This window comes from Acidimicrobiales bacterium, assembly GCA_041394265.1.
GTDB lineage: Bacteria > Actinomycetota > Acidimicrobiia > Acidimicrobiales > SZUA-35 > JBBQUN01.
Map to the genome: position 1 here is coordinate 2,970,571 of JAWKIO010000005.1, position 16,323 is coordinate 2,986,893.

Consider the following 16,323-nt stretch of genomic DNA (forward strand, 5'->3'; position numbering starts at 1 on the left):
GTGGCGAGACCCTACTGGGGGTGGCACCACCGAGGCGATTGCTGGCCGCTCAGGTGTTGGCGTCGACCTTCATCAGCAACGTGGCGGAGTCGTTGGCGCCGGCGGCGACACGGTCCCAGGACTCGTTGCCGGCTGCACCCGAAGCGATACCCGTGGGGGCCGTCAGCGAGTAGACCCGGAACTGGAGGTCGCGGACACCGGTGGACAAGGTGTCGATGCACGGGTTGCCGTAGCCGAGTTGGCCATAGTCGTTCAGGGTCTCGATCGGCGCCGGAGCCCGGTCGGGGTCGAGCGAGGTGGTGGCGGGATCGATGCCGACCACGAGCCACAGTAGGAGCGGGTTGGCTGGGTCGGTCTGATCGCTGAGGCTCACCGCCCACTCGGCGGTGTCGGGGCCGGCGTCGGACCACTCGAGCGTCGGCGGCTGGTTCGCGCCGGCGCAGGTGGCATCGACCGGGGCGAAGTCGCCGGGGCCGAACGCCGGGCTGCTGAGCGTGAGGCCGCTGGTGCCGGCGGACTCGGGCGGGGCAGAGGTGGGCGGCAGCGGTCGAGTGGTGGTGGTCTGCCAGGGACGTCCCTCGGCCAGCTCTCGCCCGTCGGATGCGCACGCAGCAGTGGCGAGTGCCAAGGCGGCGACGGCGCACGCTGAGAGGACGCCGGAGCGAGCGGGTCGGGACATCAGACGGGACACAGGACGACAGGGTAGTGGTGGCTACGATGCAGCCGAGGTCAGGTCCGCCGAGCAGGTCTCGCCGACGTCCGGCGAGCGTCAGGGAGATGGTGTGTCGTTCATCAACGCTCGACGCTCGGACCGGAAGTGGCAGCCGCTGCGCAGCTTCCTCGGTCCGGCCCGAGACGATGCGGCGCAGAGCCTCCTCGCCCTTCTGCTGTCGGCGACGACGAGCCTCATCACCGGCCTCACCATTGCGGCGTTCGAGTCGAAGTTTCGGCAGTTTCCCGGCCTGCTGCTGTTCATCCCCGCCGCGATCGGGCTGAACGGGAACGTATTCGGTCCACTCGGTGGACGCCTGTCGACCGCCATCCGCATGGGCACGCTGAACTGGACGTGGCGGTCTGACACCGTGCTCGGCCAGAACGTCCTGGCGGCGCTCGCATCATCGCTCGGCGCCGCCGTCGGACTCAGCTTCCTCGCCGAGGGATTCGTTCTCTTGGTCGGCAACGAAGGGAGCGATCCGATCGGTCTCGCCGACTTCATCGTGGTCGCCGTGTTCGGCGGGATGATGGCGGCACTCGTGGTGCTGGCCATCACGCTGGGCCTCGCCGTGGGGTCTGCTCGCTTCGGATGGGACCTCGACAACGTGACGGCGCCGCTCGTCTCGGCATCTGGCGACTTCGTGACGCTGCCGGCGCTCTTGATCGCCACGACGTTCATCCAGCGAGGTCGACTGACCGAGATCCTCGCTGCGGGCGTCGTCGCCGTTGCGATCGTCGCCGGGCTCGTGCTGGTCCGATCCGGCTATGCGCTGTGCAAGCGCATCGCGTTCGAGTCCCTTCCGGTGCTGGTTGCTGCCGGGAGCATGAGCCTGGTTGCGGGCCTGCTGCTCGAACGCTCGATCTCACAGTTCTTGAACTACACGGTCCTCCTCGTGATGCTCCCCGGGTTCCTGAGCGCTGCCGGAGCGCTGGGTGGCATCTTGTCGAGTCGCCTCGCCACCAAGGTCCACCTCGGCTTCATCGAGCGGGCGATGATCCCCGAGGGCGAGGCTCGAGACGACATCAAGATCGCCTTCATTCTCGCTCTCCCGATCTTCGGCTACGTGTCGGTGACCGCCGCCGTCGTCGGCAGCTGGTTCGGCAAGACCTCACCGGGAGCGCTCGACCTGCTCCTCGTGTCGGTCACCGGTGGATTCGCCGTGACGGCGTTCGTTGCGATGATCGCCTACTACGGCACTCTGCTCGTCGTCCGCTTCGGTCTCGATCCCGACAACCATGGGATCCCCCTGGTCTCGGCGAGCCTCGACGTGATCGGCGCGTCCACTCTGGTCGCGGCGCTGACCCTGTGGGGCGTGGCATGATCGTGCGAATGGAATCTCGCAATCTTCGAGAGATGCTGGCCGAGGCCAAGGACACCAGCGAACTCATGGTCGACCTTGCGTACGCAGCGCTCTACTTCGACGACGCCGACATGGCCGACGAGGTCGACGAACTCGAGAACGAGATCTCCAGTCTCGTACACCGAATGCGGACCCTGTGCATCGTTGCGGTTCGCAATCCGCGTGAGGCCGAGGCCATGGCCGCGGTGCTGCAGGTGATCTCGGCGCTCGAGCGCATCGCCAACGACGCCGTCGACATCGCCCGGATCGTGACCCGTCGGTTGGGCATCCCTCGCGAATTGGTGATGGACCTCACCGATGCCGAGGAGATCTCGCATCGCGTCGAGGTGGCCGGCGGTTCACACTTCGCCAACCGCCCGGTGTCGGCCTTCGAGCTGCCGGTGGTGACCGGCATGCGCATCATGGCGATCCGACGGGCCCGATCGTGGCTGGTCGATCCCGGAGGCGACGAGATCCTGCAATCGGGCGACGTGCTGTTCCTGCGGGGCTCTCCCGATGGCATCGCCCGACTGCGTGAGTTGGCCGGCGCTCCCATGTGGAACCCGCCACCATTGGTGGAGTCGGCGGTGCTGACCGACCTCGATCGGGCGGTCGACACGCTCATCGAGATGAAGAACCTGTCCGAGGTGGCGGTCGGCCTCGCCTACTCGTCGCTGATCTACCGCGACCGCAGCCTCGCGGCCGAGGTGCGCCACCTCGAGGACCGACTCGACGAGATGAACCATCGCCTCGAACTGTGGGTGCTGCGCTGCGCGACCGACGGTGCCGATCCGGCGCCCCTGCGGGGCCTGCTGCATCTCGGCGCGGCGGCGGAGGACATCGGCGACCAGGCTCGAGCCATGGTGTGGATGATCGAACAGTCGACCGAACTCCACCCCGTGCTCGGCATCGCGCTCGGCGACACCGACGACGTGGTGGTGCGAATGCCGGTCGGCGTCGGTGCCGAGGTGCACGGACGAACGCTGGCCGAGCTCGAACTTCCGATCGAGCCCGGCTTCAACGTGTTGGCCATCGAACGAGAAGGTCGGTACTGGTACCGGCCCCGCAAGCACGTCGACCTTCGAGAGGGCGACCTCGTGCTGGCGTCCGGCCCGGAAGAGGGCCGATCGGCGCTCGCCGAGTTGCTCGGCTGGCGCTACGAGGAGGACGACGACGGCGAGATCGAACTCTCGCCCCTGTCGGCCTCGTGACCCGATCGAACGGGCGTCAACCCTGGGGCAGTTGGCCTGGGGCAGGGGGCGGCGGGGTGATCTGACGTGGTGCTGGTGCCGTGCGTGGCGGTGCCGGCTGGCGAGCGCCGGCCTGTGGCGGCGCCGGGCGAGCCGGTGCAGCGGTCGGGGCCGGCCCGACGGCGGCGGGCGCCGGAGTGGCCGGCGCCGGCTTGGCGGTCTGGGGACCGAAGCTGCCGCCGAAGATTTCGGCGATGCCGCCGATCGCTCCCATCGACGAGCTCATGTCGGCCGGGAGGAAGATCTTCGTGGCGTTGCCATTGGCGATCGCCTGCAACGACTCGAGGTACTTGATCGCAACGACACGATCGTCGGTGCCCGAGTCGAGGATGGCGGAGTACACCGAGCGGATGGCCTGGGCTTCACCTTCGGCCACCACCTGCTGGCGGAACTGCTCGGCCTCGGCCCGGGTGCGCACGGCCTGGGCTTCACCTTCGGCGTTGAGGATGTCCTTCTGCCGCTGACCTTCGGCGGTGAGGATGGCCGATTCCTTCTCACCCTGGGCTCGGGTGATCGCTGCTTCGCGTGAACCCTCGGCTTCGGTGACGACGGCTCGACGAGTCCGTTCGGCCTTCATCTGCTCGTGCATGGCGTGCATCACGTCGGCCGGCGGGTCGATGCGCTGGATCTCGACCCGGACCACTCGCACGCCCCACTTGTCGGTGGCGTCGTCGAGGATCTGGCGCAGCGCAGCGTTGACGCGCTCCCGTGAGGTGAAGGCCTCGTCGAGGCTCATCTCGCCGATCACGTTCCGCAGGTTGGTCTGGGCCAGTTTGGTGACGGCGAGCACGAAGTTCGAGATGTTGTACAGGAGTCGCTGCGGATCGGTCGGCTCGAAGTAGACGACGGCATCGACGGACACGGCGACGTTGTCCTGGGTGATGACTTCCTGCGGTGGAACGTCGATCACCTGCTCCCGCATGTCGACCTTCTTGAGCGATTCCACGAACGGCAAGATGATGCGCAGGCCGGGATCGGCGGTGTCTTTGTATTTGCCGAGTCGTTCGACCACGCCTCGCTGATAGGGCCGCACGATCTTGACGCCCGCACTGACGTAGACGAAAGCGAAGAGGGCGATGATGAAGAGGAGCGTGAGTAGGGCCGGAACCATGTGGTGTTTCCTTCTGACTGATGGGAGTAGATGACAAACGATCGGCCAAGGCCGAACGATGACAGCTCAGGAGGGACCGAGCGGTCCGAGACCGTGGGAGGCCGTGGGTTGAACCACGATGCGCGTACCTTCCACTGCCGTGATGGTGACGGGGGTGCCGTTCGGGATACCCATCCCGTGCGCCCCGTTCGCCGCCCATTCCTCGCCGCTCACCTTGACTCGCCCGGTGTTGGCGGTGCCGCCGGGAATGTCGGCGATCACGACGCCCGTGGCGCCGATGAGCCGGTTGGCCCCGAAGCCCGTGGGGTTCGGGAGCTGAGCGTCGAGCTTGGCGGCGAATGGCTTGAGGGCCAGGAAGGAGGCGCCAGAACCGACGAGGAACAGCAGCCAGCCGACCAGGATCGGTGCGCCGAGGAGACTGACCACTGCCGCGAGCAGGGCACCGATCGCAAACGGCATGAGGAAGAAGGAGCCGGCAATCGCAATCTCGCCCGCACCGAAGGCGGCGGCGACCACGAGCCAGATGATGCCCCAGGTTGATGGACTGTCCACAGCGCTGCCTCTCGTCGTTCGGTACGACCCTAGTAACGACGCAACTCGAGAGTGTGGTTCCCGCGAAATCCGAAAACTGGTTGCTGACGGACGCGGGTTATCGTCTGGTGATGGCACGGTTGCTCTCGGTCCACGCCCATCCCGACGACGAGGCCTCGAAGGGTGCGCCCACGGTCGCCAAGTACGTCGACGAAGGACACGAGGCCTACCTGGTCTGCGCCACCGGTGGCGAGGCCGGTGACATCTTGAACCCGGCGATGGATCGAGACGACGTCCGGGCCAACCTCACCGCCATCCGCCGCTCGGAGCTCCACGCATCGGTGAAGGCCATCGGCTTCCATCAGTTGGAGTGGCTGGGCTACCGGGATTCCGGCATGCCCGACACCGAGCCGAACACCCACCCGTCGTGCTTTGCCCAAGCCGACCTCGACGAGGCCACTGGGCGTCTCGTCGAGATCGTTCGCCGCCTCCGCCCGCACGTGATGCTGACCTACGCCGACGACCAGCAGGGCTATCAGCACCCCGATCACCTACGGGTCCACGACATCAGCGTTTTGGCCTTCGATCGGGCTGGTGATCCCGACTGGTATCCCGCCTTGGGTGAACCGTGGCAGCCGCTCAAGCTCTACTACTCGGTGTGGAGCCGGGCTCGGATGCTTGCCCATCACGCCAAGTACTCCGAACTCGAACTCGAGTCGCCCTACAGCGACGAGCGGTGGTTCAAGCGACCGTCGCTCGATCACCGGATCACCACGAAGATCGAGATCTCTGCGTACTACGGGGCCCGGCGGGCGGCGCTGCTCGCCCATGCCACCCAGATCGACCCGGCCGCCTCGTTCTGGTTCGGCCTGACCGACGAGCACTCGGTCGAGGCCTACCCCTACGACGACTACATCCTGGCTCGGTCGTTGGTGGGCGACATTCCCACCGAAGACGACCCCGAGACCGATCTCTTTGCGGGAGTCGATGCCTGATGGCGGGCTTCGATCGCGACTTCGCCGACGCGCTGGTGGCCGCCACCGCCGATCGCGCCGATGCCGCCGGCTTGAGTGGCATCGTCGAGCTCGCATTGGGCAAGACCTCGTCGCTCGTGCTCGAGCTGGTCGACGGACGAGTCGTCGGCGTGGCCGAGGGGATCGAACCGGGCGAGGCCAACGTGCGGATCCCTTTCACCGGTGCCCAGCGCGCGGCCTGGCTCGCGGGCGAGTTCGACCTCACCAAGGCCTACATGCGTGGTGACCTCAAGCCCGAGGGGCGGTCGGGTGACCTCATCGCCGCGCTGCAGCTCCTCGACGACCCGGCGGTCTACGGCGCGCTCTCCTGAGGGGCAGCGCTCACAGCTGGGCTCGCCCAGGCCGTGAGGCAGCTGGGCTTGCCCAGCCCATCAGTCAGTTGGGCTTGCCCAGCCCATCAGACGGGCCATGTTCTCGCTGTAGAACTTGTCGAGGACGTCGTCATCGAACCCCGCGAGTGACGTCTCGAATCGTCCGTGCGGGTTGCGGCCGCCTTCGATGTGCGGGTAGTCGCTCGAGAAGAGATAGAGGTCGGCGTTCGACTCCCGGATGAGCTGGCCGACGTCTTCGAACGGATAGGGCGTGAACGCCATCTGCTCGGTGATCTGTTCCGACGGCGTTCGGGTGAGGCCGGCGAGTTCGGGCTCGGAGCGCTTCCAGATCTCCGCGATCAGGTCGAGTCGCCGAAGCATCGCCGGCACCCAGCCGGCGCCGAGTTCCACCACACCCACGCGCAACGAACGGTGGCGTTCGAGCACGCCATCGAGCACCATCGTGCCCACGAAGGTCTCGGCGGCGTGGTGCACTGCGATCATGTCCTTGCCTCGGACGTTCTCTCCGCCACCCAGCCAGTCGGTCGGCACGTCGCGTCCGGTGTTCATCCAGTCGGTCTTGAGCTGGAGCGGATGACCCCCGATGTGGAGCAGGATCGTGATGCCGGCTTCGGCGGCGCGGGCCCAGAATGGATCCAGATCGTCGTGACCGGGTGATCGCTGGCCGGCGGGACGGTGAGGGACCCAGACCGCTCCCAAGCCGAGGTCGATGACCTGCTCGAGATCGACCAATGCGTGCGATGGGTCGTCGAGGACGGCCGCGCCGACACCGATGAGGCGATCGTCGTTGGCGCAGAAGGCGGCCATGCCGCGGTTGTGCGCAGCGATCGACGCGGCCTGGGCTGCGGGATCCTTGATCGCCGAGAAGATCTGCTCCGTGCTGAACGTGGCGAACACCCACTGGCGCTCGTAGCCGAGCTGGTCGAGTGCCTGTGACCGCTCCGCCGCATTGAAGGCGCCGAGTGCTTCGTAGCCCTTGGGTCCGCTCAGGAGTTGGCTGCCGAGCGCGATCATCGCGTCGATGCGCTCCGGGGCATGACCACCCCGCTCGTCGAGGCGGTCGAGCGCATCGGCCAGCTTGCCGCCGCCACTCAGGCTCAACCGTGGAACGAGGTCGAGTTCGTTGTCGGCCGCGTGATCGCGCAGGAAGTTCGGCAGCTCCATGATGTGGCTGTCGGCGTCGAGATAGCGACGGTCGGACCGGGACGACGGATCGATGGCAGTCATGGTGAGCTCCCCAGATGAGTGACGAGGGTCACGCTAGAGCAGCCGTGGATGCTGCGTCAGATTCCGGTGGATGCCCCGGCTCGTTGAGCGTCTCGGAGGGCTCGGTACCCGATGGGAGTGGCGCCGCACGTGGCAAGCAGTTGGCGGAAGGCCGAGTCGTTGGTGATCAGATGCGCGTCACCGACGTGCGCTGCCCAGTGGGGGGTGATGGCGCGGAGTTCGGGGGTGTCGGCGGCGGGGCGAACGTGGAGCTCGGTGACGCCGGGCTCGAGTTGGCCGAGTGCGGTTTGGAGCCGGCTGCGAGCCTCATGGCCGAGGGGCACCACCACGGTGTGGTCGGGCATGAGCACACCCTCATCGGCCGCGAGGTCGCGAGCCGGGAAACCAAGGTCGACGCTGGGGTCGGGCAGGCTGATCGGGAGTCGGAACTCATACGCCAGCTCGAGGTAGACATCGAAGAACTCGGGTCGGCTGTAGAGCGTGCCGAGATGGGCGTCGAGGTGGGACACGTCGAACCCCCAGAGCACGGCTCGCTCGACCTGCGCGCGGCACTCGCGGAGCACCTCTTCGGTGTCGGCGTGGTCCCACAGGTCGGCGGCGGTACGGGGCATGCCGCCGTCGCCGTCGAGGAGTGAGGGGGCGTGGGTGAGCGGGCCCCACCGGTACAGCTCGTACTCGCTGTTGAGCGTGAGCGACACGCCGACGTCTTCACCGCCGTACTCGGCAGCGGCGCCGCGGGCCCACGGGCAGGGCATCTGGATCGCCGAGGTGGTGCCGAGACCGTTGCGCAGCGCATCGTAGACGCCGCGATTGGCGGCGTTCGACGAACCGAGGCCGTCGCAGGTCACGATCACGAGTCGGGCGTCGTCGGGATGGCCGAGGCGTTCCAGTACTGATGTCACCAAATGTACGGTACTCACTCGAGTGGTTGATCCGGCCCGTCGCATCGGGACCACAGCCCGGCGCCCCGGGCTCGAGCATCGGCCTCGGTGCGGGAGAAACGCGCCGCCAACCGGTCGTTGGGGGCGTAGCTCACGGCGTTGGCGAAGCCGCCGTCGAGGAGCCACTCGTTGACGAAGAGCCCGTCGCTCGATCGATGGAGGTAGAGCAAGAGTCGGCCGTACCGATCGCGGGCTTCGAGGTCGCGTTCGAGGTCGACCTGGGTCTCGATCGGCAACAGGCCGCGGAGCGCCTCGGTGGCTTCGTGGCCGAAGCACTGGTCGGGCGTGGTCGACGACACCGATTCGGGCGTGTCGATCCCCAGGAGCCGCACTCGTTCGGTGACACCCTCGATGTCGAGATCGAGGGTGTCACCGTCGACGATGGCCACGACGACACCCGTCGCTCGGCTCTCCGCCGAGGTCGCGCCGTGGTTCGGCGGCGATCCGGCGCAGCCGACAGCGGCGAAGGCGGCGGCAACGACAGCGAGGATGACGCCGGTGTGATGGCGCCTACGAGATGCGCTCGATGATGGTTCCGGTTCCAATTCCCCCACCGCAGCACATGGTGATGAGGGCCGTGTTCTTGTCGGCTCGGTGGAGCTCGTGGACGGCCTTGGTCATGAGGAAGGCGCCGGTGCCTCCGAGGGGGTGACCAAGGGCGATCGCGCCGCCATTGGGGTTGACCTTCTCGACGTCGGTGTCGAACTCCTTGGCCCAGGCCAGGACGACGGATGCGAAGGCTTCGTTGATCTCGAACAGGTCGATGTCGTCGAGGGTGAGGCCGGTGCGCTCGAGCATGTGACGCGTCGCGTCGATCGGGCCGGTGAGCATGAGGACGGGGTCGACGCCGACCAGGGCGGTGTCGATGACCCGGGCCATCGGCGTGAGGCCGAGTTCTTCCGCCTTGGCCGCGCTCATCATGAGCACCGCGGCGGCGCCGTCGGAGATCTGCGATGCCGAGCCTGCGGTGTGGACGCCGTCTTCGCGGGCGACAGGCTTGAGCGTGGCCAGCTTCTCGAGGGTGGTCTCGCGCAGGCCCTCGTCTCGCGTGATGAGGTGGGTGGTGTCGAGCTTCTCGCCGTCTTCGCCTCGTTCGGGGGCCTCGATCGGGACGATCTGGGTGGCGAAGCGGTCTTCGTCCCAGGCCTGGGCAGCACGTTGCTGCGACAGCAGCCCGAACGCGTCGGTGTCTTCGCGGCTGATGCCCCACTTGTCGGCGATGCGCTCGGCGCCTTCGAACTGTGAGGTCATCTCGTAGCGCTCGAAGTAGGGGCCGGGGATCGGTACGCCGAGCCCGAGCTTCTTGTTGGAGTTGATGCCGATCGGGATGCGGCTCATCGTTTCCACCCCGCACGCCACGGCGATGTCGACGACGCCGCTGGCGATGAGGGCAGTGGCGAAGTTGGTGGCCTGTTGTGATGACCCACACTGGGTGTCGATCGTGGTGTTGGCGACCGATTCGGGGAGACCGGCGGCGAGCCAGGCGGTGCGCCCGATGTTGAAGGATTGTTCGCCGACCTGGCTGACACAGCCGGTGACGACCTGCCCAACCTGGGCCGGATCGACGCCGGTGCGCTCGAACAGGGCCTCGTGGACCTTGCCGAGGAGATCGGCGGGATGCATGGTGGACAGACCGCCGTTGCGACGACCGATGGGGGAACGGACCGCATCGATGATCACGACGTCGGTGGGGGAGGTGGGAGTAGCCATAGCAGCGCAGCGTAGGGGCATCGCCCCGTCGGCGGTCAAGCTGCGAGGGTGTGCTCGTGAGGAGCGGGACTCGCAGCGTTGTTCGAGTTGGCGTCGGTGTGGCTGGCGGCGGCGAGTGCGGCGCGAGCCGCAGCGATCCCCTCGCGCCCGATACGACGGGTGGACGGGTCGAGGCGCCAGGTGGTGTCGGTGGGGAGGAGGAGCAGCTGTGCTTGGACCATGGGAACAGTATGGGGAGGGGGTGTGACACGGCTCTGAGCTGGGAGAACACAGGTGTGTGTCGTGGTGTGTCGGGGGGATGCCCGGCAGCATCGTCGGGGGTGACTATCGTCGCCGCGTGTCAACGTCGTTCCCGGTGCTGTCGTTCCCGCTGCTGGTCGCAGCGTTGGTGATCGCAGCGTTGGCGATCGCTTGTTTTGCGGTGGGCGAAGGCGTGCTCGCCTGGCGTGAACGTCGCTCCCTGGCGGCGCTCGGCGATGAGTCGGTCAGCCGTCGGGCGGCCGAGGCCGTGGTCGAGGCGCGCACCCGTCTCGCCCGGGTGATCGAGACCGACCAGCGCCCGGAACCCGAGATTCGGCGTCACCCGGCACTCGGCAACATCATGCCGCGGCGGGTGGGTTCGGCCGGCGCTCGTTCGGACCGCTCGCATGACGGCTCACTGACCTCGGCCGACCTCGACGACGAGCGGATCGCGGCGCGAGAGGCGCTGCTCGACGCCCAGCGGCTGTGGGAGTCGGTTCGGCCTCGCCGCGACACCGAGGCCCGAGTGGGCGTTTGGTCGGGTCGCGGCAGATTGCGCGCCTGGCAGTTCGGGCCCATCGGGTTCGAGCGGGTGATCATCCGTTCTGACCATCTGCTCGATGCCCAGTGCTGGGTGGTGTCCGACTACCGCCGACTTCGCTGGGGGTTCGGTTTCGGCGCAGAGGTCCTCGACGTGGCGGTGTTTGCTGCTGCCACCCCGAGCCGTCGGCTCGACGAGTTGCTCCGCACGCTGCTGAGCGGCACCGAAGTCGCGCTCCGTCCGGGGTTCGCCCCCAGCCGTTGGTGGCGTTCGAGCCGACGGAGTCAGTCCGCGCAGGCGGCGACACAAGCAGTGCTCGGCGATCGGCATCTCGACCGGCCACCCGACCCGGTCACCACCGACGCGGTGTGGGCGGCCGTGGTCGAGGACTTCGGTCCGACGTTTGCCACCACGGGGCTACCGGGCTTGTCCGGCCCGATGGCCGTGGTCCATACCTCCGGACCCTCGCTGCTGCTCGGCGCCTGGTGGGGCAGACGGCCGCGCCAACGGTTGCTCGCCGCCAGTTCACACGTCGTCTGGCGCGAACACGACTGAGCGGCCACGCTGGGGACCCACTCATGAATCGGCACCTCGAAGGATCCACCATGTCGCGCTATGGCATCACCATTCCCCTCGGCGGCAAGAGCCTCGTCGAGCATCGCGAGATTTATCGCGAGCTCGTCGACCTCGGCTACACCGACGTCTGGAGCTCTGAAGCCGACGGCACCGACGGGTTCACGCCCTTGGCGCTGGCCGCCGCATGGGCGCCCGAACTCCGACTCGGCGTGGCCATCATCCCGGCGTTCACCCGCGGACCGGCGCTGATGGCCCAGACCATCGCTTCGCTGGCCGACGCCGCACCGGGCAAGTTCGTCATGGGCATCGGTTCGAGCTCCAACGTGATCGTCGAGAAATGGAACGGCATCCCGTTCGAGGAGCCCTACAAGCGCACCCGAGACATGGTGCGGTTCGTGAAGGCGGCGTTCGAGGGCGAGAAGGTCACGCAGACCTACGACACCTTCAGTGTTGACGGCTTCCGGCTCGGGGTCCGTACCGCTGAGCGGCCGCCCATCCTGATCGCCGCGCTGCGCGAGGGAATGTTGAAGCTGGCAGGCCGAGAAGGCGACGGTGCCATCCTGAATTGGCTGTCGGTCGACGACGTCACGCGAGTGGCACCGATCGTGCACGCCCAGGGTGAGGGCAAGGAGATCGTGGCTCGTTTGTTCGTCTGTCCGAACCCCGATGCCGACACCGTGCGGGCTCAGGCCCGCTTCGCCATCGCCGCCTACCTGAACGTCCCGGTCTATGCCGCCTTCCACGAGTGGATGGGGCGCGGCGACGTGCTCGCCGGGATGTGGGAGAACTGGAAGGCCGGCGACCGCAAGGCAGCGCTCGCTGCCATCCCCGACTCGGTGGTCGACGAGCTGATCATCCACGGCACGCCCGAGGAGTGCCGTGAGCACGTCGCCCGGTACGTCGAGGCGGGAATCGACACCCCCGCGCTGGCGATCATGCCGTTCGGTGGACTCGATCCACTGCAGGCAATGCGCGACCTCGCGCCGGCCTGATTCTGGTCGGCGCCGATCCGATCAGCGCGACCGAGGGAGCCAGACCACGTCCATGTCGGCCACCGTGATGTCGGTCTTCTCCAGTGGGATCTCGACGGTCTCGATGACCGCCGCCTTCTGATTCCACTCGTCGTCGATCTCGATCATCGCCTCTTGCAGGTCGAGTTCGAGCTGTTCAAGGTCGTCGATCTTCTCGGCGGCCCGGTTGCGAGCCGACTCGAGTCGGGCATTCACCGCCGAGGTCGACTTGTTGCCCGACGCCGCACGTCGAGCTGCTGTCGCCAGACTCGATGACCGCTTGCGCCCGCCGAGCAATCCACCGAGGATGCTCGACCCGATGTCGATGATCGATTTGTTGCGGGCGCCGGCCGCCTGGGTTTCGAGTTCGGCCACTCGATCCTCGGCCTTGGCGATCGCCGTCTCGATCGACGAGCGTTTCGCTTCGAGCTTGGCGCGGATCTTCTCGGCGTCGGCGTCGGCGCCGGTCTCGGCCGCCTCCTGACACCGGCGCCCGAAGTCGTCGGCACTCTCGCCCGGCCGCGACCACAGCTTGAGCTCGGGGTTGTTGAGCAGCGCGAGCGACTGCTTGGCATAGAGATGGTCCTTCAGGTCTCGCTGCGTCTGATTGACCAGGGTGGTGGTGAGCTCGAACGAGGGGAGGACGTACACCGAACCCCCGGGCATGGTGTCGGTGAAGTCCCGGTCATCGAAGTCGACTTCGACGGCCTCGGCGACGTCGATCGAGCGGCCGGTGAGCGGGATGATCGCCTCCCACTCCTCGGTGTGTCGAAGGTCGGCCTTCGTGTCGTCGAAGAGCAGGCTGACTCGAGCTGCGAGCGCAGGTTCGAGACGGTTGGCCGACGGGTCGATGCCGAGTGTGTCGAGCCATGGGGCAGAGGCCCGCACGGTGAGTGGTGTCATCCCGCTGGGCAGTGTGGGGGGCACGGTCGATTCGTCGTCGGCGAGCGGAGCCGCCTCGGGAGCCGCACTTGCCGTCGCCGTTGCTGCAGCGGTTGCAGGTGTCGGCGTTGCGGCCTGCCCGCCCGCTGGCGATGGGCTCCCGACGGCGGCCGCCCGCTTGTCGTCCATGAGGGTGGCGATCTGCTCTCGGGTGAGTGGTCCCGCGAGATAGCTCATCGCCCAACGGGTGGTGAGCTTCGGCAGGGCGCTCGACTTGGAGGTGCGGAGCACGAACTGGCGCTTGCCGAGACCGGAGATCGTGCGCTCGACTTCGGCGATGTCGACCGCGCCGTCGGCGCCGCGCAGACCGTCGACGAGACGGTTCTTGTCCTGATCGGTCTGGAGTCGTCCGATCAGCCAGGTGCCGGCATTGCTGATGGCCTTGTAGTCGAGGTCGACGGGGTTCTGGGTCGACAGCACCAGGCCCACCCCGAAGGCGCGAGCCTGTTTGAGGAGGGTCAGGATCGGCTTCTTGGTGGGTGGGTTCCCGACGGGCGGCGCGAGCCCCATGACCTCGTCGAGGTAGACCATGGCCCGGAGCTCGCTGGTGCCCGCTTGGGTACGCATCCAGCTGATCAGCTTGGAGAGGATGAGCGTGATGGCGAACTGGCGCTCGGTCTCCTCGAGATGGCCGAGCGAGATGATCGCAGCACGAGCCGAACCGTCGGCGTCCCAGAGCATGCGCTCGATGTCGACGGGTGCGCCCTCGGCCCAGGAGGCGAACGAGGGCGACGCCAGCAGACCGTTCAGGCGCATCACCAATGCCTGGCGATCGGCGGCGGGGAAGAAGGTGTCGAGGTCGAGGACGCCGAGCTTGCGGATCGGTGGGTCGAGCAGTTGCGCGAGCAACGTGGGGAGATCGAGGTCGTTGCCAGCGTCCCACGCCCGTGCGATCAGGTTGGCCATGAGGATGTGCTCACGACCCGACAGCGGATCGGAGTCGACCCCGATCAACCCGAGCAGCCCGGACACGGTGGCGTCGACCTCGTCGAGTCGGGCACTCGGATCGGTGGTCGCCGGGGCCGTGAGACGCCCGAGGACGTCGAGAGGAACGCCGTGGTTCGCGCCCGGGGTGTAGATGATCGGCCGCGCTGCCGACCGAAGCTGGGCCACGTCGGTGCCATCGAGCTGCCAGCCTGCCAAACCGTCCTTCCACATCGAAGCGGTCTTCTCGGCGAGGGCAGCGGTGGTGGTGCCCTCGACCCGAGCGGTGCCGGCGTCCATCCACGGTTCGAAGTCGACCGGTGCGAGATCGGGGAACGTGAGGCAGAGATTGCCGAGATCGCCCTTGGGATCGATGGCCAGCACGGGCACGCCGGAGAGGAGCGTCTCCTCGAGGAGGACCATGCCCAGGCCCGTCTTGCCCGATCCGGTCATGCCGACGATGACACCGTGGGTCGTGAAGTCTGCGCTGTCGAGCTGGACGCCGTGACCGTTGCGATCGCCGCTCTCGGGGTCGAGCCCCTCGCCGATGAAGAGCTTGCCTTTTGATCGTTCCATGCCCCCAGGATGGCATGTCGGTGCGGCACCTCGTCGCACACCGGCCGCAGGGCCGGCGAATTCGCAGCGAATCCTTCGGTATCGAAGACGCGGGACCCCTGACTCGGGCACACTGTTCGACGCGGCCGCCACCCGGCGGAGCGAAATGACTGCCGAGCGGCGGTCGACGAACCACAGATAGGAGTGGCGATATGGGGATCTTCGACAAGGCCAAGGACATGCTCGGTGACGCAGCCGAGAAGGCAGGCGACGTGGCCGACGGCCTGCGCGACAAGGCCGAAGACGTGGTCGACAAGGGCCTCGATGCAGCCGACAAGGCCACTGGCGGCAAGCTGCACGACCAGATCGACAAGGCACGCGACCTCGTCGACAAGATCGACGGCGAAGTCGATGGCGCGGCCGATGCTGCCGAGGACGCAGCGGCCGACGCGATCGACAAGATCGATCCGACCAACTGACCATTCGATCGAATCGATCGAGAACTTGGGCGCTCGATCGCCCGGCGCGCTAGGTGGCGAGCTGGGCGATCAGTGCCAAGTCGGCGGCGGTTGGCGCCGGCGCCACCTTCGAGCGGTAGTCATCCGCTCCGACCAGCAGCACGGCGAAGCATTCGGCGAAGTCGCCGGCCCCCGTCTCGAAGTCGGCAGCGCCGCTCGACGGCCACCACTGGACCTCCGTCGCTCCCCGCTGGGCCAGCCACGCGCTGCGCTCGTCGCCGGTGTTGAGCGTGACGTCGACGGCATGGCCGAGTTCGTGGGCGAGAATCCGAGCCACATCGGCGCTCGACGCCGTTGGCCGGACGAACACCTCGATGCGGGCCTCGTTGCTCCACGTGTAGCCGGCAATGCGGTCGTTGCCTTCGATGAAGTCGATGCGCCAGCCGGGCAGGTTGGCCTCCCAGTCGTAGTCCAACCGGTCGAGCGCCGCCCCACCGAGTAGCGCTGTCCGCTCGGTCTCGTAGCGCACGAGGCCGCCCCGATCGGTGCCGGCCCAGCTCGAGACACCGTCGACACCCGCATCGAGTGCATCGGCTGGAATGGTGCTCGATCCGCCTGCGACGGTCGTCGGGGTCGCAAGAGGACGGGCCGAGGCGCCGATGACGTCGGATCCGTTCGCTGAGGCCGTCGTCGTCACCGCAACGAAGGCAGCCAACGCGACGCTCAGCAGGAAGACGATCTGGTCGAGCCGCAGCCCGCGGCGAGCGCGGCGTGTCGTCGCCTCGGGAGGGAGAGCGCGGCGAGCTGGGTGCGACTCGATGGGTTGTCCTGATCCCGCTGTCTGGGTCATGGAGCGGTTGCTCCTTTCCACCCAGATGGTCGGACAG

General features: G+C 67.5%; 18 protein-coding genes. 8 read left to right on the top strand and 10 right to left on the bottom strand.

From position 1 onward, the window contains the following. Positions 1-49: 49 nt before the first annotated feature. Positions 50-691: a hypothetical protein gene (locus R2733_14600; protein ID MEZ5377732.1), complete on the bottom strand. Its 642-nt coding sequence runs from the start codon at positions 689-691 to the stop codon at positions 50-52. 91 nt (positions 692-782) lie between these two features. Here R2733_14600 and R2733_14605 point away from each other — a divergent pair, with 91 nt between their 5' ends. Together R2733_14605 and R2733_14610 are read left to right on the top strand one after the other, a co-directional pair. Beyond that, a complete protein-coding gene (locus tag R2733_14605; GenBank protein MEZ5377733.1) occupies positions 783-2,036 on the top strand; it encodes a magnesium transporter in 1,254 nt (417 codons plus the stop codon). An 8-nt stretch (positions 2,037-2,044) separates the two neighbouring features. After that, positions 2,045-3,265 carry a TrkA C-terminal domain-containing protein gene (locus R2733_14610; protein MEZ5377734.1) on the top strand — a complete coding sequence of 407 codons (1,221 nt, stop codon included), beginning with the start codon at positions 2,045-2,047 and terminating at the stop codon, positions 3,263-3,265. A 16-nt stretch (positions 3,266-3,281) separates the two neighbouring features. Here the strand turns inward: R2733_14610 and R2733_14615 are convergent, their stop codons facing one another. Further along, complete coding sequence (locus R2733_14615; protein ID MEZ5377735.1) at positions 3,282-4,415, bottom strand: SPFH domain-containing protein; 1,134 nt, start codon at positions 4,413-4,415, stop codon at positions 3,282-3,284. Between the two features lie 66 nt (positions 4,416-4,481). Further along, entirely contained in the window at positions 4,482-4,967 is a 486-nt protein-coding gene (locus R2733_14620) for an NfeD family protein (protein ID MEZ5377736.1), read from the bottom strand. A 110-nt stretch (positions 4,968-5,077) separates the two neighbouring features. Between R2733_14620 and mca the strand changes: the two genes are divergently transcribed. Both mca and R2733_14630 read left to right on the top strand, forming a co-directional pair. Further along, entirely contained in the window at positions 5,078-5,941 is an 864-nt protein-coding gene (mca, locus tag R2733_14625) for a mycothiol conjugate amidase Mca (protein ID MEZ5377737.1), read from the top strand. Then, positions 5,941-6,291, top strand: coding sequence for an SCP2 sterol-binding domain-containing protein (locus R2733_14630; protein MEZ5377738.1), 351 nt, complete (start codon positions 5,941-5,943; stop codon positions 6,289-6,291). Before mca ends, R2733_14630 begins: the two co-directional genes overlap by 1 nt. A 60-nt stretch (positions 6,292-6,351) precedes the next feature. Here the strand turns inward: R2733_14630 and R2733_14635 are convergent, their stop codons facing one another. From R2733_14635 to R2733_14645, 3 genes are read right to left on the bottom strand one after another with little or no spacing between them, the layout of a single operon-like run. Next, positions 6,352-7,539 carry an amidohydrolase family protein gene (locus tag R2733_14635; protein ID MEZ5377739.1) on the bottom strand — a complete coding sequence of 396 codons (1,188 nt, stop codon included), beginning with the start codon at positions 7,537-7,539 and terminating at the stop codon, positions 6,352-6,354. 56 nt (positions 7,540-7,595) lie between these two features. Further along, a complete protein-coding gene (locus R2733_14640) occupies positions 7,596-8,441 on the bottom strand; it encodes a polysaccharide deacetylase family protein (GenBank protein ID MEZ5377740.1) in 846 nt (281 codons plus the stop codon). A 14-nt stretch (positions 8,442-8,455) separates the two neighbouring features. Then, a complete protein-coding gene (locus R2733_14645) occupies positions 8,456-8,869 on the bottom strand; it encodes a thermonuclease family protein (protein ID MEZ5377741.1) in 414 nt (137 codons plus the stop codon). Here R2733_14645 and R2733_14650 point away from each other — a divergent pair. Then, positions 8,862-8,984: a hypothetical protein gene (locus R2733_14650; protein MEZ5377742.1), complete on the top strand. Its 123-nt coding sequence runs from the start codon at positions 8,862-8,864 to the stop codon at positions 8,982-8,984. The genes R2733_14645 and R2733_14650 overlap by 8 nt on opposite strands. A gap of 6 nt (positions 8,985-8,990) precedes the next feature. Here the strand turns inward: R2733_14650 and R2733_14655 are convergent, their stop codons facing one another. Beyond that, entirely contained in the window at positions 8,991-10,190 is a 1,200-nt protein-coding gene (locus R2733_14655; protein MEZ5377743.1) for a steroid 3-ketoacyl-CoA thiolase, read from the bottom strand. Positions 10,191-10,225: 35 nt separating this feature from the next. After that, positions 10,226-10,411 carry a hypothetical protein gene (locus R2733_14660; GenBank protein MEZ5377744.1) on the bottom strand — a complete coding sequence of 62 codons (186 nt, stop codon included), beginning with the start codon at positions 10,409-10,411 and terminating at the stop codon, positions 10,226-10,228. A gap of 116 nt (positions 10,412-10,527) precedes the next feature. Between R2733_14660 and R2733_14665 the strand changes: the two genes are divergently transcribed. Both R2733_14665 and R2733_14670 read left to right on the top strand, forming a co-directional pair. Then, positions 10,528-11,526, top strand: coding sequence for a hypothetical protein (locus tag R2733_14665; protein ID MEZ5377745.1), 999 nt, complete (start codon positions 10,528-10,530; stop codon positions 11,524-11,526). Positions 11,527-11,576: 50 nt separating this feature from the next. Next, positions 11,577-12,539, top strand: coding sequence for an LLM class F420-dependent oxidoreductase (locus R2733_14670; GenBank protein ID MEZ5377746.1), 963 nt, complete (start codon positions 11,577-11,579; stop codon positions 12,537-12,539). A gap of 21 nt (positions 12,540-12,560) precedes the next feature. Here R2733_14670 and R2733_14675 read toward each other — a convergent pair whose 3' ends face one another. After that, the gene (locus R2733_14675; GenBank protein ID MEZ5377747.1) at positions 12,561-14,999 is read right to left on the bottom strand and encodes a DUF87 domain-containing protein; all 2,439 of its coding nucleotides are present in this window, start codon (positions 14,997-14,999) and stop codon (positions 12,561-12,563) included. A gap of 191 nt (positions 15,000-15,190) precedes the next feature. On the opposite strand from R2733_14675, the gene R2733_14680 reads away from it, so the two are divergent. Continuing rightward, positions 15,191-15,457 (top strand): antitoxin, encoded by a 267-nt coding sequence (locus R2733_14680; protein ID MEZ5377748.1) that lies wholly within the window; start codon positions 15,191-15,193, stop codon positions 15,455-15,457. A 49-nt stretch (positions 15,458-15,506) separates the two neighbouring features. Here R2733_14680 and R2733_14685 read toward each other — a convergent pair whose 3' ends face one another. After that, entirely contained in the window at positions 15,507-16,286 is a 780-nt protein-coding gene (locus R2733_14685; protein MEZ5377749.1) for a hypothetical protein, read from the bottom strand. Between the last annotated feature and the right edge of the window lie 37 nt (positions 16,287-16,323).